The sequence below is a fragment of the Isoptericola sp. GX10416 genome, from assembly GCF_056590155.1.
The window spans coordinates 141,893-160,766 of record NZ_JBWPVO010000009.1 but is presented as its reverse complement, the minus strand read 5'-3'; the positions used below and the strand labels follow the sequence as shown (position 1 = coordinate 160,766).

The 18,874-nt window shown below is 73.8% G+C and carries 15 protein-coding genes; 5 read left to right on the top strand and 10 right to left on the bottom strand.

Going from position 1 to position 18,874, the window contains the following annotated elements; genetic code table 11:
- Window positions 1-40: 40 nt before the first annotated feature.
- The 3 genes from ACWAT2_RS14010 to ACWAT2_RS14000 form a co-directional block, all read right to left on the bottom strand.
- Window positions 41-994: a carbohydrate ABC transporter permease gene (locus ACWAT2_RS14010; protein WP_402376402.1), complete on the bottom strand. Its 954-nt coding sequence runs from the start codon at window positions 992-994 to the stop codon at window positions 41-43.
- Window positions 991-1,980 (bottom strand): carbohydrate ABC transporter permease, encoded by a 990-nt coding sequence (locus tag ACWAT2_RS14005; RefSeq protein WP_402376404.1) that lies wholly within the window; start codon window positions 1,978-1,980, stop codon window positions 991-993. Before ACWAT2_RS14005 ends, ACWAT2_RS14010 begins: the two co-directional genes overlap by 4 nt.
- A gap of 75 nt (window positions 1,981-2,055) precedes the next feature.
- Window positions 2,056-3,456 carry an ABC transporter substrate-binding protein gene (locus tag ACWAT2_RS14000; RefSeq protein WP_402376406.1) on the bottom strand — a complete coding sequence of 467 codons (1,401 nt, stop codon included), beginning with the start codon at window positions 3,454-3,456 and terminating at the stop codon, window positions 2,056-2,058.
- A 248-nt stretch (window positions 3,457-3,704) separates the two neighbouring features.
- Between ACWAT2_RS14000 and map the strand changes: the two genes are divergently transcribed.
- Window positions 3,705-4,487 (top strand): type I methionyl aminopeptidase, encoded by a 783-nt coding sequence (map, locus tag ACWAT2_RS13995; RefSeq protein ID WP_402376409.1) that lies wholly within the window; start codon window positions 3,705-3,707, stop codon window positions 4,485-4,487.
- Between the two features lie 40 nt (window positions 4,488-4,527).
- On the opposite strand, the gene ACWAT2_RS13990 is transcribed toward map, so the two are convergent.
- Together ACWAT2_RS13990 and serS are read right to left on the bottom strand one after the other, a co-directional pair.
- A complete protein-coding gene (locus ACWAT2_RS13990) occupies window positions 4,528-5,337 on the bottom strand; it encodes an HAD family hydrolase (protein ID WP_402376412.1) in 810 nt (269 codons plus the stop codon).
- A gap of 1 nt (window position 5,338) precedes the next feature.
- Window positions 5,339-6,607, bottom strand: a complete 1,269-nt coding sequence (gene serS / locus ACWAT2_RS13985) for a serine--tRNA ligase (RefSeq protein ID WP_402376415.1) — start codon at window positions 6,605-6,607, stop codon at window positions 5,339-5,341.
- A gap of 73 nt (window positions 6,608-6,680) precedes the next feature.
- Here serS and ACWAT2_RS13980 point away from each other — a divergent pair, with 73 nt between their 5' ends.
- A complete protein-coding gene (locus tag ACWAT2_RS13980) occupies window positions 6,681-7,832 on the top strand; it encodes a diacylglycerol/lipid kinase family protein (protein WP_402376417.1) in 1,152 nt (383 codons plus the stop codon).
- A gap of 9 nt (window positions 7,833-7,841) precedes the next feature.
- Window positions 7,842-12,341, top strand: coding sequence for a hypothetical protein (locus ACWAT2_RS13975; protein ID WP_402376420.1), 4,500 nt, complete (start codon window positions 7,842-7,844; stop codon window positions 12,339-12,341).
- A gap of 3 nt (window positions 12,342-12,344) precedes the next feature.
- Here the strand turns inward: ACWAT2_RS13975 and ACWAT2_RS13970 are convergent, their stop codons facing one another.
- From ACWAT2_RS13970 to ACWAT2_RS13960, 3 genes are all read right to left on the bottom strand, one after another.
- Window positions 12,345-13,133, bottom strand: coding sequence for a glycosyltransferase family 2 protein (locus tag ACWAT2_RS13970; RefSeq protein ID WP_402376759.1), 789 nt, complete (start codon window positions 13,131-13,133; stop codon window positions 12,345-12,347).
- Between the two features lie 260 nt (window positions 13,134-13,393).
- A complete protein-coding gene (locus tag ACWAT2_RS13965) occupies window positions 13,394-14,218 on the bottom strand; it encodes a DUF5926 family protein (protein WP_402376423.1) in 825 nt (274 codons plus the stop codon).
- Between the two features lie 64 nt (window positions 14,219-14,282).
- A complete protein-coding gene (locus ACWAT2_RS13960; protein ID WP_402376426.1) occupies window positions 14,283-14,684 on the bottom strand; it encodes a winged helix-turn-helix transcriptional regulator in 402 nt (133 codons plus the stop codon).
- A gap of 121 nt (window positions 14,685-14,805) precedes the next feature.
- Between ACWAT2_RS13960 and ACWAT2_RS13955 the strand changes: the two genes are divergently transcribed.
- Together ACWAT2_RS13955 and ACWAT2_RS13950 are read left to right on the top strand one after the other, a co-directional pair.
- Window positions 14,806-15,699: an alcohol dehydrogenase catalytic domain-containing protein gene (locus ACWAT2_RS13955; protein WP_402376429.1), complete on the top strand. Its 894-nt coding sequence runs from the start codon at window positions 14,806-14,808 to the stop codon at window positions 15,697-15,699.
- A 25-nt stretch (window positions 15,700-15,724) separates the two neighbouring features.
- The gene (locus ACWAT2_RS13950) at window positions 15,725-16,948 is read left to right on the top strand and encodes a CoA transferase (protein ID WP_402376432.1); all 1,224 of its coding nucleotides are present in this window, start codon (window positions 15,725-15,727) and stop codon (window positions 16,946-16,948) included.
- 23 nt (window positions 16,949-16,971) lie between these two features.
- On the opposite strand, the gene ACWAT2_RS13945 is transcribed toward ACWAT2_RS13950, so the two are convergent.
- Together ACWAT2_RS13945 and ACWAT2_RS13940 are read right to left on the bottom strand one after the other, a co-directional pair.
- Window positions 16,972-17,346: an SHOCT domain-containing protein gene (locus tag ACWAT2_RS13945; protein WP_402376434.1), complete on the bottom strand. Its 375-nt coding sequence runs from the start codon at window positions 17,344-17,346 to the stop codon at window positions 16,972-16,974.
- A 110-nt stretch (window positions 17,347-17,456) separates the two neighbouring features.
- Window positions 17,457-18,854, bottom strand: a complete 1,398-nt coding sequence (locus ACWAT2_RS13940; RefSeq protein ID WP_402376437.1) for a glutamyl-tRNA reductase — start codon at window positions 18,852-18,854, stop codon at window positions 17,457-17,459.
- Window positions 18,855-18,874 lie beyond the last annotated feature (20 nt).

Here is an 18,874-nt window from a genome sequence, read left to right as displayed (position 1 = left end):
CGACGTCGCGGGGCTCGCTCCCGCACACCCAGACGTGGGCTCAGCCCTTGACCGCCCCCGCGAGCATCCCTCGCACGAAGTACCGCTGCAGCGCGACGAACACGACCAGCGGCACGATCATCGAGATGAACGCGCCCGCCGTGAGCAGGTGCCAGTCCCCGCCGCGGGAGCCGGCCAGCTCGGCGACCGCCACCGTCATCGGCTGGAACGGGCGGGCCGCGAAAGTCAGGCCGACGAGCAGGTCGTTCCAGACCCATAGGAACTGGAAGATCCCGAACGAGGCGATCGCCGGCACGAGCAGCGGGAAGAGCACCCGGAAGAAGATCTTCACGTGCCCCGCGCCGTCGACCCGGGCCGCCTCGACGAGCGAGGGCGGGATGTCCTTCATGAAGTTGTGCAGCAGGAAGATCGCCAGCGGCAGCGCGAAGATCGAGTGGGAGAACCACACGGTCCAGAACGAGCCGTTGATGCCCCACTGCACGTAGTCGCTGAGCAGCGGCACGAGCGCCACCTGGAGCGGCACCACCTGCAGCGAGAACACGGCGACGAACAGAAAGTTGCGGCCGCGGAACGGGATCCACGCGAACGCGTACGCCGCCAGCAGCGCCAGCGTGATCGGGATGACCACGGCCGGGATCGTGATCACGAACGAATTGACGAAGAACGTCGCCAGGTCGGAGCTGTTGCCGTACAGCGCCTCGTTGTAGTTGTCGACCGTGAACTCGGCCTCGCCGCTGAAGAGGTCTCCGAAGACGGTCCACCATCCGCTGTTGCGGATCACCGTCTCCGGGCGGAACGACGTGACGAGCAGACCGATCGAGGGGACGGTCCACAGGATCGCGATGAGGATCGCGATGCCCGAGGCCCAGGGCGAGCTGAGCCGCCCCTTGACCGCGATCGCGCGCTTCTCGGCGCGTGACATCTTGCGTGGCTTCTCCGGCGCGGTCTCCTCGCCGACGGCGTGCGACGGGAGCGGTGTCGGGGTGCTGGTCATCGGATCTCCTCCGCCATCCGCATCTGACGCACGTTGTACGCGATGATCGGGATCACCAGGACGAACAGCACCACAGCCAGCGCCGCGGCGAGGCCCTGGTTGTTCTGCCGGAACGCCTGCGTGTAGAACTCGTTCGCCACGACCTGGGTGCCGAACTGGCCACCGGTCATGGTGCGGACGATGTCGAACGCCTTGAGCGTCGCCATGGCGATGGTGGTCAGCACCACGACGAGCGCGGGCCGGATGCTCGGCACGGTGATGTAGCGGAACATTTGCGCCCCGTGCAGACCGTCCAGCCGGGCCGCCTCGGTGATGTCGTCCGGAATGGCCTTGATCGCCGCGGACAGCACCGTCATGGCGAAACCGGTCTGGATCCAGATCATCACGACGATGAGGAACCCGGTGTTCCACGGCTGGCCGATGAGGAACTGCTGCGGTGGCATCCCCAGCCACACGAGGATCTGGTTCAGCAGGCCGATCTGCTGGATCTCGCCCTGGTCGGGACGGAACTCGTAGACGAAGCCCCAGATGATCGAGGCGCCGACCATCGAGATCGCCATCGGGACGAACACCAACGCCTTGGCGAACTTCTCGAAGCGCGTGCGGTCGACCAGCACGGCGTAGACGAGGCCGATGACGGTGCTGAGCAGCGGCGCCAGGATCACCCACGCCGCGGTGACCAGCAGCACCTTCTGGAACTGCGGCTCGGTGAAGGCACGCACGTAGTTGTCGACCCCCACGAACTCCGTGCTGTTGCGGTTGAAGAACGAGTTCCAGAGCGTGATCCCGGCCGGGCGCAGCAGTCCGTAGGCCAGAAAACCGAGCGGTAGCCCGACGAACCCGAGCGCGACCACCCACGTGGGGACGCGCTTCGGCCGGTCGACGGCGAAGAGCACCAGGCTCATCACCGCGACGAAGAGCACGATGGCCACAGCCATGACGGCGAACTTCTCACCCGGGGTCCCGGGTGTCAGCAACCAGTCCACACCAGTTCCTTCCTCCTCACGTACGGCGGACCGGGCCCGCCGGCGTCACCGCCGACGGGCCCGGTCCGCTCGCCGTCACTCCGGCCAGCTGTTCTCGATGCGGTCGACGACGTCCTGCGTGGACGCGCCGGTCAGCCAGTCGACGATGCCGGTCCAGAACGTCCCGGCACCGACGTCTCCGGGCATGAGGTCGGAGGCGTCGAAGGCCACCACGGCGGCCTCGTCGGAGAGGACCTCGGCCGCGAGCTGGTCGAACTCCGTCTGCAGGTTCGCCGGGTCGAGACCGGTGTTCGCGCTGACCCAGCCGCCCTCGGGCGTGGCCAGGGCCTTCTCGTTGGCCCAGTCCGCGCTGGCCAGGTACGTCTGGAAGGCCTGGACCTCCGGACGGTCGTCGAAGGCCGCGACGAACTCGCCGCCGCCGAGGACCGGCTTGACGTCGGTCTGGTCGGTCGGCAGGTAGAAGGCGAACACGTCGCCGCTCTCGCTCACCTCGGTGCCGGACGGCCACTGCGTCTGGTAGAAGTTCGCGGCGCGGTGCATCCAGCAGTTGCCGTCGAGGATCGGGAAGCCGGCGTCCGTCCACGCGGTGGTGGCGATCGAGTCGACGCCGCCCAGGCCCGCGTTGACGTAGTCCGGGTTCTTGAGGATCTCGCCCGTGGCCTCCCACGCCTCGACGATCTGCGGGTCGTTGAACGGGATCTCGTGGTTGTACCACTGCTCGTAGACGTCGGGGCCGGCCGTGCGGAGCACGACGTCCTCGATCCAGTCGGTGCCCGGCCAGCCGGTCGCGTCGCCGGACTCCACGCCGGCGCACCACGGCAGGGCCTCCTGCTCGCCGGCGATGGTCTCGGTGAGGTCCATCATCTCGGTCCACGTCTGCGGGACCTCGTACCCGGCCTCGGAGAACATGGTCGGCGAGTACCAGACGAAGGACTTGGCGTTGGCGCCGAGCGGGGCCGCGTAGAACGTGCCGTCGACGGTGCCGTACTCCTTCCAGGTCTCGGAGAAGAACTCGTCGACGTTCGCCACGGTGGCGTCCGGCGCCGGGAGGATGGCGTCGGGGTAGTCGCTGACGATGGTGTTCAGCAGGCCGGGCTGCGGCAGGTACGCGATGTCGGGCGCGTTGCCGGCCTGGACGCGGACGAGGAGCTGCGCCTCGAACTCGCGGGAGCCCTCGTACTCGACGGTGACGCCGGTGCACTCCTCGAACGCGTCGTAGGAGTCCTCCTGCGTCTGCTGCTCGGGCTCGACGATCGAGGTGTACACGCTCACCGAGGTGCCCTCGAGGTCGCCGAACTCGTCGTAGGCGGCGCAGTCGATCGACGACTCGGTCGCCGCACCGCCGTCCGCCGTCTCCTCCGCGACGCCGCCCTCACCGTCGGGATCGCTGCACGCGGCCAGGAGGAGCGCAAGGCTCGCACCCCCCGCGACCGCTGCCAGGCCACGGCGTCGTGCTGCCGTCGTCCTTGTGGTCATGTCCAACCCTCCACTGCGTCGTGTGGTGCCGCCGGCATGGTCCGCCGTCGGACTGCGTGGGTCGTTTTGTCCCGGCTTCGGCACTCCCGACCCCTTTGTAAAGTTGACCGCAAGTTTGCAGGTCCTGCAACCGAGACGGCGGCACGTCCCGGTTACGATGCGGTGACGATCCGACCCCGCCCCCGGTCGTGACACCCTTGGCGTCGGATGTCACGAGCACCGACGGACCAGACCGGAAGGACCACCACATGATCGAGCTGAGGACGCCGCGGGAGATCGAGGAGATGCGCCCCGCGGGTCGCTTCGTCGCGGAGACCCTGCAGGCGGTCCGCGAGGCCGCGCGGCCGGGCGTCAACCTGCTCGAGCTCGACGAGCTCGCGCACCGCCGCATCAAGGAGCGCGGCGCCGAGTCGTGCTACATCGACTACCACCCCTCCTTCGGCGCGAGCCCGTTCGGCAAGGTCATCTGCACGTCGGTGAACGACGCCGTGCTCCATGGTCTCCCCCACGACTACTTCCTGCGCGACGGAGACCTGCTGAGCATCGACTTCGCCGTCGCCGTCGACGGCTGGGTCTCCGACTCCGCCCTGTCGTTCGTCGTCGGCGAGCCGTCGTCGGACGAGCGCGCGACGGCGGACGCCAAGCTCATCCGCACCACTGAGGTCGCGCTCGACGCGGGCATCGCCGCCGCCCTGCCCGGGAAGAAGATCGGCGACATCTCGGCCGCCATCGCGCAGGTCGCACGCGAGGCCGGGTACCGGATCAACACCGACTTCGGCGGGCACGGCGTGGGCCGCACGATGCACGGCGACCCGCACGTGCCCAACGACGGTCGCGCCGGCCGCGGGTTCCCCCTGCGGCCTGGCCTGGTCATCGCCATCGAGCCCTGGTTCCTCGAGACCACCGACGAGATCTACACGGACGACGACGGCTGGACGCTGCGCTCGGTCGACGGTTCGCGCGGTGCCCACAGCGAGCACACCATCGCGATCACGCAGGACGGCCCCGTCGTCCTCACCGCGCGCGACTGACGGACGCCGCCGGGCGGGCGGGCGGGCAGCTCCGGAGGGCTCAGAGCAGGGTCTTCAGGAGCTGCGCCGCGCCGTCCTCGTGGACCGGCCCGGTGACCTCGTCCGCCGCCGCCTTCACGACCTCGTCCGCGTGGCCCATGGCGACGCCCCGCGCCGCCCACCGCAGCATCTCCAGGTCGTTGCGCCCGTCGCCCATCGCGACCGTGCGGTGCGGCTGGACGTGCGTGCGCCGCCGCACCTGCTCGAGCGCGGTCGCCTTGGACACGCCCAGGGGCGCCAGGTCCATCCAGGCGCTCCAACCCACGGCGTACGTGACGTCGTCCAGACCGAGGTGCTCCACCAGCTCGTGGAACCGCTCGGACGTCGACTCGGGGCTGCGCACGATGACACGCGTGACCTCGCTCGACCAGAGGTCCTCGAGGGGGACCACGACGTGCTCCCCCTCCAGCTCACCCTCGGGGAAGCGGTCGGTCATGCGGAAGCCGACACCGAGGTCCTCGACGGCGTAGCGGGCGTCCGGGAGCTGGTCCCGCAGCAGGCTCAGCGCCGGCTCCGGGTCGAACGTGACGACGTCCTCCGCGACCCAGCCCTCCGGCAGCTCCGGGTCCAGGCGCACCGTCACCGCACCGTTGGAGCACACCATCCAGCCCGTGTCGATGCCCAGGTGCGCCGCGATCGGCAGCATCGAGATCAGGGCGCGCCCCGAGGCGAGCACCACCTCGTGGCCTGCCGCGTGGACCGCCGTGACGGCGTCGTGCACCGCGGGGGCCATCTCGCCGTCGTAGGACAGCAGCGTGCCGTCGATGTCGAGCGCCACGAGCATCCGGTCCGGCGCGGGGGTCGTCGCCATCTCAGCGCACCGGCTCGAGGACCTCGAGCCCGCCCAGATAGGGGCGCAGGCCCTCAGGGACCCGCACCGAGCCGTCCGCCTGCTGGTGGTTCTCCAGGATCGCCACGATCCACCGCGTGGTGCCGAGCGTGCCGTTGAGCGTCGCGACGGTCCGGGTGCCGCCCTCGGTCCGCTCGCGCACGTTCATCCGACGGGCCTGGAACGTGGTGCAGTTCGACGTGGAGGTGAGCTCGAGGAACCGCTCCTGGGTGGGCAGCCACGCCTCGCAGTCGAACTTGCGCGCCGCGCTCGAGCCCAGGTCGCCCGCCGCCGTGTCGATCACCCGGTACGGCAGCTCGACCGCCGCGAGCATCGCCTCCTCCCAGGCGAGCAGGCGCTGGTGCTCGGCCGCGGCGTCGTCGACCGGGCAGTAGCTGAACATCTCCACCTTGTGGAACTGGTGGACACGGATGATGCCGCGCACGTCCTTGCCGTGGGAGCCGGCCTCGCGCCGGTAGCAGGCGCTCCACCCGGCGTAGCGCCGGGGGCCGTCCGACAGGTCGAGGATCTCGTCGCCATGGTAGCCCGCGAGCGCCACCTCCGAGGTGCCGACCAGGTAGAGGTCGTCGCGCTCGAGCCGGTAGATCTCGTCGGCGTGCTCCCCGAGGAACCCGGTGCCGCGCATCGTGTCCGGTGTGACGAGCGTCGGGGTGATCATCGGCGTGAAGCCGGCCGCCAGGGCCCGGTCCATCGCCGCGTTGAGGATCGCGAGCTCGAGGCGCGCGCCGACACCGGTCAGGAAGTAGAAGCGCGAGCCGGAGACCTTCGCACCGCGGGCGGTGTCGATGGCGCCGAGGCTCTCGCCGAGGTCCAGGTGGTCGCGGGGCGTGAAACCCTCCGCGGCGAAGTCGCGCGGCGTGCCGACGGTCTTGAGCGTGACGAAGTTCTCCTCGCCGCCCGCCGGAGCGCCGTCGACCAGGTTGGGGATCCGGTAGAGCAGCTCGTCGAGCTCCGCCTCGGCCGCGTTCGCCGCGCCCTGGTGCTCCTTGACCTGCCCGGCGAGCTCCTTGCTGCGCCCGATCAGCGCTGCCTTCTCCTCGCCGGTGGCCTGCGCCACCCGCTTGCCCATCGACTTCTGCTCGGCGCGCAGCGACTCGAACTGCGCCAGGGAGGATCGGCGCCGGTCGTCGGCGGCCAGCGCCGCGTCGACCAGGGAGAGGTCCGCGCCGCGGGCCTGCTGGCTCGCGCGGACGGCGTCGGGATTGTCGCGCAGGAGTCGGATGTCGATCACGCCCGCCAGCCTAACGGTCGGCCACGCGCGCCACCTCGCGCGCTCGGGCCCTGGTTCGTCCTATGTTGCCCTCATGCCTTGGGAGCTCACCGTCGGGATCGTCGCCCTCGTCATCGGCGTCGCCGCGCTCACCACAGCGCTGGTGGGGATGCGTCGCGTCCGGCAGCGCGCCGCTGGTCGCCCGACGGCGCAGGCGCAGCCCGGCGCCCCCCGCGCGCGGCCGCAGATCGCCGTCGTCGTCAACCCCTCGAAGGAGAACACCGACCGGATCGTGGACACGGCGCGGCGGGTCTGCGCGGAGGCCGCGCTGCCCGCGCCGCTCTTCTACGACACCACCGTCGACGACCCCGGCACCGGACAGGCGCGCGCCGCGCTGGCCGAGGGCGTGGACGTGGTGGTCGCCGCCGGCGGCGACGGCACGGTGCGGGCGGTCGCCGAAGGGCTCTCCGGTTCCGACACCCCCATGGGGATCATCCCGGCGGGCACGGGCAACCTGCTGGCCCGCAACCTCGACATCCCGCTGGCCGACGTGGGCGAGGCGATGGCGATCGTCATCGGGGGCCGGGACCGCCGCATCGACGTCGGCCGCGCGCGCATCACGCCCGTGCCCGACGACGGCCCGGCTCCGGGCGACGTCGAGCCCGAGGCCGTCGCCTCCGAGGAGGTGGCGCCCGAGGGGCCCGGCGACGAGCAGGTCGCGCACATCTTCCTCGTCATCGCCGGGCTCGGCTTCGACGCCGCGATGGTGGCGGACGCGGACGACCAGCTCAAGGCACGGATGGGCTGGGTCGCGTACTTCCTCGCCGGTGCACGGCACCTGCACGGGCGCCGGATGCGGGCGCAGATCACCATCGACGACGAGACGCCCGTGTCCGCCCGGCTGCGCAGCGTCCTGGTCGGCAACACCGGCCGGCTGCCCGGCGGCATCACGCTGCTGCCCGACGCGGTGATGGACGACGGCGTCCTCGACGTCGCCGCGATCGACACCCGCGGCGGTCTGGCCGGGTGGGCGCAGCTCTTCGGCGAGGTGGTCGCGCAGGGCATGGGCGTGCAGAACGAGGCGAAGCTCAAGATCGGCCGCATCGACCACGTGCGCGCACGCCACATCCGCATCGACGTCGAGGGCGGGGAGCAGGCGCAGGTCGACGGCGACGTGCTCGGCCGGGCCAGCTGCATGGAGTCGTGGGTGGAGCCGGGAGCGCTGGTGGTCCGGGCGCCCGCATAGGCTGACGGGGTGCGTCCCCTGGTCCGTCCCCTCACCGTCGTCGCCGCTCTGCTGGCCGCGCTCGTCCTGAGCCTGCTGCCCGCGACGGCGCACGCCGACGACGTCGACCGGCCGACCCAGACGCCGCTCGTCCTGGCGGGCGTGGCAGGCCTGCAGTGGTCGGACGTGGACGCCGCACGCACCCCGAACCTGTGGCGGCTCGTGGGCGGCGGATCGGTCGCCTCGGTGTCCGTGCGCACGCTGACGCCCACCTGCCCGCTCGACGCCTGGCTCTCGATGTCGGCGGGCAGCCGTGTCTCCGCCGCGGTGGACGAGGACGCGCTGCCGGAGTCCGGGACCGACGAGGAGGACGAGGACGGTCTCGCCACGGTCGGCGACCCGGCCGCCGCCGTCGGCTGCTCGGACCCGCCCCTGCTCCCCGCGGCGGCCGAGCCGGCACCCGTCACGGTGCCCGGCTGGAACAGCCTGGTCGACCAGGACACCACGGGCGCGACGGCGGACCCTGGCGCGCTCGGCGACCTCGCCGCGGCGGCGGGGGTGTGCACGACGGCGGCAGGCCCGGGCGGGGCGGTCGCCCTCGCGGACAGCACGGGTGACGTCCCGCGGTACGTCACCGGTGCCGGGGACCTCACGCCGGACGACGTCGCCGCCTGCCCGGTCACCGTCGTCGACCTGGAGGAGCTCCCCGACGCCGCGACGGAGCGCGCCGAGGCGCTCAGCGTGCTCGACGACACGATCGGCTCGCTGAGCACCCTGCTGCCCGGCGGCGGCCGGCTCGTCGTCGCCGGTGTCTCCGACACCCCGAACGGCCCGGCCGACCTCCAGGTGGTGGTGGACTGGACCGCTCCGGGCGGGACCGCCACCTGGCTGAGCTCCACCTCGGCCCGGTGGCCCGGCGTCGTGGTCAGCGCCGACCTCGCGGCCACGCTCGCCGACGCCATCACGGCGAGCGGCACCGCACCGCCCGCCGAGACCGACCCCGGGGACGACGGCGACGGCGACGCCTCCGCGCAGGAGGCCGCCGCGTTCACCGGCTCGCCCCTGGAACGGGGCGACGACCGGCGGCTGTCGGTGAGCCGGACGGTCGAGAACCGGCAGTACCTCGGCGTGCTCACCGAGGCGCTGCCGCTCATGACGCCCGTGCTCGTCGGCATCCTGGCGCTCGCCGACGTCCTCGTCGTGGCGGGGCTGCTGGTCGCGCGCCGCCGCACCGCGAGCACGACGCGCGCGCCAGGCACGGTGCCCCGCCGCCTGGCGATCGCCGTCCTGGCCGTCGCGGTCTCCCTGCCGGTGGCCGCGACGCTGGCCACCCTGACCCGCTGGTGGGTGGGGACCAACCCGGTGACGCTGCTCGCGGCGGCCGTCAGCGCGGTCGCCCTGACCGTCACCCTCGTGGCCTGGGCACTGCGCCGCCTCGCCCGGCCCGGCCCCTGGCGTCTGCCGACCGCACTCGCCGCGGTCACCTGGCTCGTCCTGACCGTGGACGGTCTGACCGGCACCACGTTGCAGCAGGGCTCGCTGCTCGGCCCCGCCCCGTCGCTGGGCGCCCGGTTCTACGGCTTCTCGAACTCGGTGTTCGCCGTCTACTCCGTCGCCGGCCTGGTCCTCGCGGCCGGGCTGGCCGCCCTGCTGCGCGACGCCGGGGTGCGCCGCCGCACCCGCGTCCTGCTGGTCGCCGCCGTCGGCCTGGTGACCACCGCCGTCGACGGCCTGCCCCCGTTCGGCGCCGACCTCGGCGGCATCCTCGCCCTCCTGCCGGCGTTCGCCGTGCTCGTGGCAGGCGTCGCCGGGTGGCAGCTGACCTGGCGACGCGTCCTCGTGGTCGGGGGTGCCACGGTCGCGGCCGTCGCCCTCGTCTCCGTCGTCGACTGGGCGCTGCCCGGCCCGGGCACCCACCTCGGCGGGTTCGTCCAGTCCGTGCTCGACGGCGACGCGTTCGACGTGCTCGCCGGCAAGGCGGCCGGAGCGTGGGCGACCGTCGCGAACCCTGCCGGGGCGTTCGCCGTCGTCGTGTGCGCCGTCGTCGGCTGGGCCGTGCTCGATCCCGAGCGGGCGCGGCTGGGCGGCGTGGCCGCCGCCTACCGGGCCGACCCCCTGCTGCGTCGCGCCGTCCTCGCCCTGGTGACCGTCGCCGTCGTCGGCACCGTCCTGAACGACTCCGGGATCGTGGTGGCGGTGTACGTGCTGCTCGCGTCCGCACCGCTCCTGGTCGTCGGGCCGCTCGAGCACGCCGACGCCCTCGCCACGACGGCCGCGCCTCCGGACGGCCCGGGAGCACCCCGACCCGGCCCGCTGCTGGCCCGCACCCCCGCGGTCGCCGTCGGTGTGACCGCCGGCCTCCTCGTGGCGCTGCTGCTCGGCGCGGCGGCCGTGCCCGCCCGTGGCCTGGCGGGCGCCGGGGACGTGGCCGGGCCCGGGGTGCAGGTGCTCGACGAAGAACCCGTCGTCATCATCGGCACCGAGGGCCTGCGCTGGCAGGACGTCGAGCCGTCGTCGACGCCCACGCTGTGGGGCCTCCTGCGCGACGGCGCGAGCGCCACCGGTGTCACGGCCGCCGTGACCGGGGCCTCGGGCGACTGCACCGCTGCGGGATGGCTCGGCCTGAGCTCCGGGCGCAGCCCCGTCACCGGCGAGGCGGTCGACGGCGTGTGGACGTGCGCCCCGTGGGAGGTCGCCGGCGGCCGTGCACCCGCCGCCGACGGCTCCGCGCAGGTCGAGGGCTGGCAGGACCTGGCCGACCTGCAGTCCCGGTCCGAGTTCCTGCCCCGGCTCGGCGTGCTCGGCGAGATGCTGGCCGACGGCGGCACCTGCGCCACCGCCGTCGAACCCGGCGCGGCGCTCGCCCTGGCCGGCACCGACGGGACCGTCGAGCGGTACCGCACCCTCGAGGCGGCGCTCGCCGACCCCGAGGAAGCGTTCGCCTGCCCCGTGACGATGGTCGACGCCGGTTCCGCGCCGTACCACCCCAGCGGGACCGGCAGCGCGTCCCGTCCCGTGCCGGACGACGCCACCTCCGGGGGCGACGAGCGGGCCGCCGCGCTGCGGACCGTCGACGCGAACGTGCGGCGCGTGCTCGCCGTCGTGCCCGACGAGACCACCGTCATGGTGCTCGACGTCGGCAACCCGGCACCCGGGCGGCCGTCGCTGGGCGTCGGCGTGGTGCAGACCGACACCGACACCGCGCCCGCCTACCTGACGACCTCGTCGACCCGCTGGCTCGGCGTGGTGCGGCTGCTGGACGTGCCCGTCACGCTGGTCGACGCCTACGACCTGACCCGGCCCGCCGACTTCTCCGGCGCGCCCCTCACCCTCGCCGACGACCGCCCCAGCACCACCACCGCGACCGTCCGCGAGCTCGACTCCCTCACCGCCCGGGACCACGAGCTGCGCACCACCACCGGCACGATCACCGGCATCCCGGCGATCCTCGCCCTCGTGGCGCTCGCCCTGGTGGTCCTCTGGCTCCCCCGTCTGCGCCGCCAGGCACCTCGCGCCGCACGCGCCTGGTCGCGCACGCTGGACGTCGCGCTCCTCGCCCTCGCCTCCGTGCCCGCCGCGACGTTCCTCATGACCACCTGGGGCTGGTGGCGCGGCGAGAACATCACGCCAGGGCTGTGGCTGTCCCTCGGCGCCAGCACGGCGCTCGTCGCGCTCGTCGCCGCACTCTGCCCGCGCCGACCGGTGTGGGTCGGCCCCACCGTGCTGGCCACCGTCACGTTCGCCGTGCTGACGCTGGACGCGCTGCTCGGCACACCGCTGCACCGCGGGAGCCCCCTGGGCGCCGCACCGACGCTCGGCGGGCGGTTCTACGGGTTCGGCAACCCGACGTACTCCGTCTACGCGGTGGCCGCGGTCGTCTGTTCCGCCGGTCTGGGGACCGTGCTCGCCCGCCGCCTCGGCCGGGCGGCAGGCGGTGTGGTCGCCTCCGTGGTGGGCGCGGTGGCGCTCGCGGTGACCGTGCTGCCCACGCTCGGGGCCGACGTCGGGGGCGGGCTCGTGCTGCTGCCCGTCATGGTCGTCGTCGTCCTCGCCGTCGTCGGGGCGCGGATCACCTGGCAACGCCTGCTGGTCGCCGGTGGGGCCGGCGTGCTGCTCGTGGCAGGCATCGGGATCCTCGACTGGCTGCGCCCGGTCGCCGAGCGGTCGCACCTCGGCTCGTTCGTGCAGTCGATGATCGACGGCACCGGCCTCGAGACGATCGGTCGCAAGGCCGGGTACGCCTACCGGTCGTTGTCCGGCGGGTTCGACGCCTGGCTGGCGCTCGCCGTCGTCGTGCTGACCGTCCTGGCGCTGTGGGGGCCGCGACGGTGGCGTCCGGACTGGCTCGCCCGGTCCGAACGGGCGTGGCCGCTGCTGCGGCCCGTCCTCGTCGCGCTGCTGATCGCCGGCGTCGGCGGCGCGGTCGCGAACGACTACGGGATCCGCGTCGTGTCGCTCATGCTGTTCGCCGCGGTGCCGCTCGTCGCCCTCGTCGCGCTCCGCACCGACGACGCCGAACCGGCGGACTGACGGTCAGCCGCGCGTGCGGGTGCCCATCCGGCCGATCCTGTCGACGACCCGCCGCACCTGCCGTGCGCTCACGGCCGCCATGACGTCGCGGTACTGACCGGCACGGTGGAGCTGGCCGGCCAGGTCGTTCGACGACGGCCGGTGCCGCAGGTCGCAGGGCACCTCGACGGCGACGTAGCCCGCCCGCAGCAGGTCGATCGTCATCCCGGTCTCGACCCCCCAGCCGTGCGCCAGCGGGGTGGCGGCCTCGAACGCGTCCCGCGTCAGGCAGCGCATCCCGGACAGCGGCTGGGTCGGGCTCCAGCCGGTGAGCCGGTGGATGGCGCGCCGTGCGGCACCGACCACGATGCCGCGTCCGCCGGCGCCCTTCTGCGTGGGCAGCAGCGCGATGGCGAGGTCGGCGACGCCCTCGCGCACCGGGCTGACGAGCGGGGCGGTGTTGACGGCGGTGTCGCCCAGGTCGCCGTCGATGAAGAGCAGCAGCCGCGGTGCCCGGCCGTCGGCGTCCCGCATGGCGACGACGGCGGCCCCCGTCTCCATCGCGGCGGCCTTGCCCCGGTTGTGGGAGTGCCGCACGACCACTGCTCCGGCGTCGCGCGCGACGTGCTGGGTGTCGTCCTCGGACCCGTCGTCCACCACGAGCACGAGGTCGACGTGCGGGATGGCCCGGGCGGACCGGACGGTCGCCGCGATCCGCTCGGACTCGTCCTTCGCGGGGATCACGACCGCGACGCGCTGGACGCTCCGGCCGCCACGGGCGGTGGGCGGCCGTGGTGTCTTGGCCACGGGCATGCTCGGTCGGCGTGCCCCCGGGTTCACCGCCGTCTCGCCGGGCATCGGCTCACGGCTCGTCCGTGTTGCCCCTTGGTCCGCGTTCACAGCTCCCTGCCTGTGCGGCCGTCACAGCCACGATCGTCGATGTGATCCTCGGCGCGACACGCCGGGATCGGAAGTGCAAAGAACTTCCCTCAGAATCCTACTCCCACGGTAGGGCGGGATCCTGCCCGCCGCAGGGAGAGGTCGGGGGTCACCGGGTGAAGTTTCTGTGCGGGTCAGCGCAGGGTCACCTGGCGGGAGATGATGCCCGCCCGGGCGCGCCGCTCGTTCGGGTCCAGCGGTGCGTCGACGGCGAGCGCCGCCTCGAACCGGGTCGACAGGTCCTGGATCGGCTCCGTCAGCTCGTCCGCCTCGGTGCCGCGAGGCAGCTCCCACACCGGCACCACGAGGCCGCAGGCGCGGAACATCCCCAGGAACTTGCCGCCGGCCAGGCCGGAGTCCCGCTTCGCGTGGAGGCGGGCGATGGCGTCGACCACACGGTCCTCGTCCTCGGTGCGCGCCCACCGCACGAACTCGCGGCTCATGCGGCACCAGTACGCGGAGTCCACACCCTCGACCTTGACCGTGGGGACGGTCTGCTCGGCGGCCTCCTCGAGACCCTCCTTGATCTCGGCGGTCATCTCCGCCGAGGAGTCCATCCAGTAGTCGTAGCCCTCGTGGACCGTGACCTCGAACGGCACCGAGGAGTCCAGCACGTCCTGCAGGCGCGGGGTGTCCGCGGTGACGTCGAGCTGCTCGGGCAGGACTCCCGTGCCCGGCTCGGCCTCGATCGCCGCGAGCAGCGCACCCGCCAGCGAGCGGCTGATGTCGTCGGAGCTGAGCACACCCTGCACGGCGAGCAGGACGGTGCCGTCCTCGCGGTGCAGCGCGGCCCAGCCGCCCGGCAGCACGGTGGCGACGACGACGTCGCGGCCGCCGTGCGCGTCGACGGTGCGGGCCGGCGCGGTCGCCGAGGGCACGATCTCCCGCATCGAGACCCAGTCGGCCTCCCCCGGGAGCCCTTCGAACGGACGCAGCACGAATTCAGCGGTCTTGGCCATGCGCCGATCCTAACGGCGTGCGGCCGCTCGCGGGCACACCGCACCGTTACCCGTCGGGGAGCTGTCAGGGCCGGTCCGCGTCGTAGCGCGCTCGCGCGGCGTCGACATCCGCCATGTGGTGCTCCGCCCACTCCTTGAGGAGGGTGATGCGCTCGCGCAGCGAGTCACCCAGCGGGGTCAGGGCGTAGTCGACCCGCACGGGGACCGACGGCGTGACCTCGCGCGTGACGAGCCCGTCGCGCTCCAGCGAGCGGAGCGTCTGCGTGAGCATCTTCTGGCTGACCCCGGCGATGCGGGCGGCCAGCTCGGAGTACCGCAGCGGGCCGTCGCGCAGCGCGGCGAGGACGAGGGTGACCCACTTGTCGGAGATCCGGTCCAGCAGCCGGCGGCTGGGACAGCTCGCGAGGTAGGCGTCGTACGCCTCCTTGGCCCGCTGCTTCCGTTGGACGGCGGTCGTGGTGGCCATGGAACCTCCCGTGAGTTACCTGCGGGTGCCTACCGTACTTTGAGGTGCCTTCTTCCTCTCGGAGAGCGCCTCGGCGAGGCTGAGGTCGTCACTCACCCCCACCGCGAGAGGAACCTTCACGATGCGTGCACTCGTCGCCCGTACCGGCAACAACACCCCCGTCCTCCAGGAGACGTCCCCGGAGCCCCTGGCGCCCGACGAGATCCGGGTCGCCGTCCGCGCGGCCGCCGTCAACCCTGCCGACGGTTGGGTCGCGAGCGGCGCCGCCCGGTCCCTGCTCGACCTGCCCGACGTCGTCGGCCTCGGCTACGACCTCGTCGGCACGGTGACCGACGTCGGTGCCGCGGTGACGGACCTGACCGTCGGTGACGTCGTCGCCGCCCTGCACGAGGACCGCACCGCACCCGTCCGCGCCCATGCGGACGTCGCCACCGTGCCCGCCGCCGCGGCCGCCGTCGTCCCGGCCGGCCTCGACCCGGCCGGGGCCGCCTCGGTCCCGCTCAACGCGCTCACCGCGGCACAGGGGCTCGACCTGCTCGGCCCCGCCGAGGGGCGCACCCTGCTCGTCACCGGAGCCGCCGGTGGCGTCGGCGGGTACGCCGTCGCGCTCGCCGCACGGAGCGGCTGGCGCGTGACCGGCCTCGCCCGGGCGGCCGACGAGGACTTCCTCCGCCGGGCGGGGGCCGCCGACACCGTCACCGACGTGCCGGGACCGGACTTCGACGCCGTCTTCGACGCCGCCGCGCTGCAGGAGGGCGCGATCGTCGCCGCACGCGACGGGGGTGCCTTCGTCGGCGTGCTCCCGCCCGCCCCGGTCGCGCCCGAGCGCGGCATCTCCGTCGCGGCGGTGAACGTGCGGGCCGACGGCGAGCGCCTGGCCGAGCTGCTCGGGCTCAGCCGCGACGGGGTCCTCGAGGTGCGCGTGGCGGGCGAGGTGTCGCTCGACCAGGCGGCGGCCGCGTACGACCGGCGGACGGCGGGCGGCCAGCGGGGGCGGTGGCTCCTCGTGCCCTGACGGCACACGCCCTAGGCTGCCGACCATGGAGTGGCTCGCCGCGACGCTGCCCGTCGCCGACCTCGCCCGCACCGCGCTCGAGGAGCTGCGTGCCGCCGCCCGCCGCGCCGGGGTCGCCGGGCCGCTCGTGGACGCCCCGCTCGATCCTGCACGTGTCGCCGCCGCCTTCGCCTCGGACCGCCTCCTGCGGATCGACGGCGAGCCCTGGGCCGGGTTCGCCCCGCACTCCGGGTTCTTCCGCACCGCCGACGGCTGGGTCCGCACCCACGCCAACTACCCGCACCACCGCGCGCGGCTGCTGCACCTCCTGGACCTGCCCGACGGCGCCCCGCGGGACGACCTCGCCGCCCGCCTCGCACAGCGCTCCGCCCAGGACGTCGAGGACGCGGCGGCCGATGCGGGGGCCATCGCCGTCCGGGTGCGGTCGGAGCGCGAGTGGCGAGCGAGCGCACCCGGCCGGGCCGCCGCCGTCGGCCCCCTCGTGGCCACGACCCCCCGGGCGGACGCCCGGCCGGCCCGGGCCGCCACGCCCTTCGCCGGCGCGCGCGTGCTGGACCTGACGCGGGTGATCGCCGGCCCGGTCGGCACCCGCACGCTGGCGCTGCTCGGCGCCGAAGTGCTACGGGTCGACCCGCCGGAGCCGGCCGAGATCCCCGCCCAGCACCTCGATACCGGGCAGGGTAAGCGGTCCACGCTGCTCGACCTGCGCCGCCGGGACGACCACGCGCGCGCCCAGGAGCTGCTGGACCGCGCCGACGTGCTGGTCACCGGCTACCGGCCGGGCGCCATCGAGGCCCACGGCCTGCGCCTGCCGCCCGGCGCGGTGCACGCTCGTGTCTCGGCGTGGGGCGCCGGCGGCCCGTGGGCGGGACGGCGCGGGTTCGACTCGATCGTGCAGGCGGCCAGCGGTGTCGCGCTGCTCGAGTCGGCCGACGGCGTCACCCCGGGCGCGCTCCCCGCGCAGGCCCTCGACCACGCCACCGGGTACCTGCTCGCCGCCGGGGTCGTCGACGCCCTCGCCGGGCGGGCCCGGGACGGCCGCGGCCGGGACGTGACGGTCGCGCTCGCCCGCACGGCCGCCTGGCTCCTGGACACGCCCGGCCGGGAGCCGGGCCATCCCCCGGCCACGCTCCCGCCGTCGGGCACCACGGTGACCCACGGCCGCGTGCGATCCGCGCGCCCGGCGCTGCCGGTCGACGACTACCCGGCGCCGGCCCGGCCCTGGGGCGGCGACGCGCCGCGCTGGTGAGCCGGGCGGCGCCGCCCGTCAGGTCAGGCGAGCGCCTTGGCCTTGAGCGCCTCGAACTCCTGCGGGGTGATGGTCCCGTCGTCGAGCAGCCGCTTCGCCGACGCGATGTGCTCGGCGGGCGAGCCGGCGACCGTCTTGATGTAGTCGTCGGTGGCGGCCTTGGCGTCCTTCGCCGCCGCCGTGCTGCGCTCGGCCATGCCGCGCCCGCGGGCGATCAGGTAGACCAGCGCGGTGATCATCGGCGCGAAGATCAGCAGGACGACCCACAGCGCCTTCCACCAACCGCTCAGCCGGTGGTCCCGGAACAGGTCCGTGATGATCTGGAACAAGACGATGAGGTACGCCATGAAGAGGAAGATCCAGAGAAGCAGCCAGACATAGCTCCAGAAATCGTCCATCGTGCGTGTCCTTCCGGTCCGCGAGGATGATCAGAAGCCGCATCCACGACCTCTGTCACATCACGCTAGCCACGGAGTGACGGAACGGCGCGACATAGCCCGACAAAAACTCAATCGGGGGCGGTTCGATCGACGGCCGGAACGCTGCGCAGCGCGCTCTCCGCGCCCGTGACGACGGCGGCCTCCGCCGCCCGCGCCTCGGCCAGGGCCGTCGCGCGGGCCGCGACGATGCGGCCGTGCAGCGCGGCGTGCACCCGCCGGCGCGCCGACCGGGCGATCTCGTCCCGGTCCGACGCCGTGGGCTGCTGCCCGTGGGGCGCCAGCTCGTCGGCCAGCCGCTCGACCGCGGTCTCCACCACTGCCGCGACCTCCCGCTCCGCCTCGTCGAGCAGCGCGACGACGGCCGCGTCCGCGGCGCGACCCAGTCGAGTCTCCTCGAACCGCGCCGCGGCCCGGGCCACCAGCGCCCCGGCCTCGTCGACGACGGCGCGCTCGGTCGCCGGGGCGTGCGCCATCAGCGACGCCAGGTCGTACAGCAGCACGCCCTCGACGTCCGCGGCCGCAGGCTCCACGTCGCGGTGCAGCGCGAGGTCGAGGATCACGAGGGCGTCGGGCTCCGGCTCGTCGCCCGCTCGGGCGGCGGCGCGCTCCCGCGCCCGCGCCACCGAGGCGGCGTCGAGGACGTAGGCCAACGAGGCCTCCGCGTCGTCCGGCGCCGCGCCGGACCGCCCGCTGCGCGCGCCCGAGCAAGACACCACGACGTCGGCGTCCCCCAGGGCCTCGACGAGCGCCTCGGGCTCGACGCCGACGGCACCCGTGCCGTGCGACGCCGCGAACGCCTCCGCACGGCCGGAGCGGGAGTACACCCGGATGTCGTCGCAGCCGCGGGCCCGCAGCGCCGCCACCGTGGCGCCCGCGTACGCGCCGGTGCCGATGATGACGGCGCGGGCCACCGGGTACGGACGCATCGACCGGCCGGCCAGGTCGAGCGCGACCGACACGAGGGACCGCCCGGCCCCGCCCAGCGACGTCGAGCGTCCCACCTGCTTGGAGGTGCGCGACGCCGTCTGGAAGAGCAGCTCGAGCGTCTTGGAGGTGGTTCCGTCGGCCCGCGACTCCGCGAGCGCGCGCTTCACCTGCCCCGCGATCTCCCGCTCGCCGACCACCATCGAGTCCAGGCCCGCGGCCACCGTGAACAGGTGCTCGGCGACCTCGGGGCCCGTGCGGACCGTGAACGAGCCCGCGGCGACGTCCGTGGACACCCCCGAGGACTCGGCCACGAGCTCCGCGACGTGGCGTGTGGCGTGGCGGACCGTGTCGCCGTCGAGCGGAGCGTCGACGTCCAGGTAGAGCTCGAACCGGTTGCACGTCGAGATGACCACCGTGCCCTGCACGGGCCGGCACGTGCCCACGACCGTCCGCCCCACGGACATCGAGCCGGTGGACAGTCGCTCGAGGGCGTCGAGGTCCAGCTCGTGGTGGGAGGCGGTGAGAGAGAGGAGTACCACAGTGCCCCCACTTTATGATC

Excerpts from the sequence above, each read along its gene's own strand:
- ACWAT2_RS13945 (WP_402376434.1), bottom strand. The coding sequence starts at position 17,346 with ATGGACGATTTCTGGAGCTATGTCTGGCTGCTTCTCTGGATCTTCCTC.
- ACWAT2_RS14000 (WP_402376406.1), bottom strand. The coding sequence starts at position 3,456 with ATGACCACAAGGACGACGGCAGCACGACGCCGTGGCCTGGCAGCGGTC.
- ACWAT2_RS13990 (WP_402376412.1), bottom strand. The coding sequence starts at position 5,337 with ATGGCGACGACCCCCGCGCCGGACCGGATGCTCGTGGCGCTCGACATC.
- ACWAT2_RS13980 (WP_402376417.1), top strand. The coding sequence starts at position 6,681 with ATGCCTTGGGAGCTCACCGTCGGGATCGTCGCCCTCGTCATCGGCGTC.
- ACWAT2_RS14010 (WP_402376402.1), bottom strand. The coding sequence starts at position 994 with ATGACCAGCACCCCGACACCGCTCCCGTCGCACGCCGTCGGCGAGGAG.
- map (WP_402376409.1), top strand. The coding sequence starts at position 3,705 with ATGATCGAGCTGAGGACGCCGCGGGAGATCGAGGAGATGCGCCCCGCG.
- ACWAT2_RS13950 (WP_402376432.1), top strand. The coding sequence starts at position 15,725 with ATGGAGTGGCTCGCCGCGACGCTGCCCGTCGCCGACCTCGCCCGCACC.
- ACWAT2_RS13965 (WP_402376423.1), bottom strand. The coding sequence starts at position 14,218 with ATGGCCAAGACCGCTGAATTCGTGCTGCGTCCGTTCGAAGGGCTCCCG.
- ACWAT2_RS13970 (WP_402376759.1), bottom strand. The coding sequence starts at position 13,133 with ATGCCCGTGGCCAAGACACCACGGCCGCCCACCGCCCGTGGCGGCCGG.
- ACWAT2_RS13960 (WP_402376426.1), bottom strand. The coding sequence starts at position 14,684 with ATGGCCACCACGACCGCCGTCCAACGGAAGCAGCGGGCCAAGGAGGCG.
- ACWAT2_RS13955 (WP_402376429.1), top strand. The coding sequence starts at position 14,806 with ATGCGTGCACTCGTCGCCCGTACCGGCAACAACACCCCCGTCCTCCAG.